The sequence below is a fragment of the Shewanella sp. CAL98-MNA-CIBAN-0140 genome (assembly GCF_040309905.1).
Classification (GTDB): Bacteria; Pseudomonadota; Gammaproteobacteria; order Enterobacterales; family Shewanellaceae; genus Shewanella; species Shewanella psychromarinicola.
The window spans coordinates 1-259 of the sequence record NZ_JBEOPI010000212.1 but is presented as its reverse complement, the minus strand read 5'-3'; the positions used below and the strand labels follow the sequence as shown (position 1 = coordinate 259).

Annotated in this window: 1 protein-coding gene; it reads right to left on the bottom strand. The window is 39.4% G+C overall.

All coding sequences use genetic code 11. The annotated features are described in order from the left end of the window. Positions 1 to 257: FKBP-type peptidyl-prolyl cis-trans isomerase N-terminal domain-containing protein (locus AAEY93_RS20800; protein ID WP_351079589.1), on the bottom strand; the 257-nt coding region annotated here is incomplete at its 3' end. Positions 258 to 259: the final 2 nt, after the last annotated feature.

Below are 259 nucleotides of genomic sequence, written 5' to 3'. Positions count from 1 at the left end.
GACTCAGTTACTGTGATTTCAGGACGTTTTGCGTTTTCTTCTAAGAATGAAATACCTTCTGCAGAAAGTACTTTAGACTCTTCTTCACGACGAGCTTGAATCTCTTCGTTGATTTTTTCAAATGCAGCTTGGATCTCAGGGATCTCAACTTGAAATGCGCTACCAGCGTACGCATCTTTCATGCCTTCAAATACTGAATTTAGGTTTAAGCCTTCAAAAGGATTAGACTTAAGTTGCTCACCCATTTGTAAGCCAATAC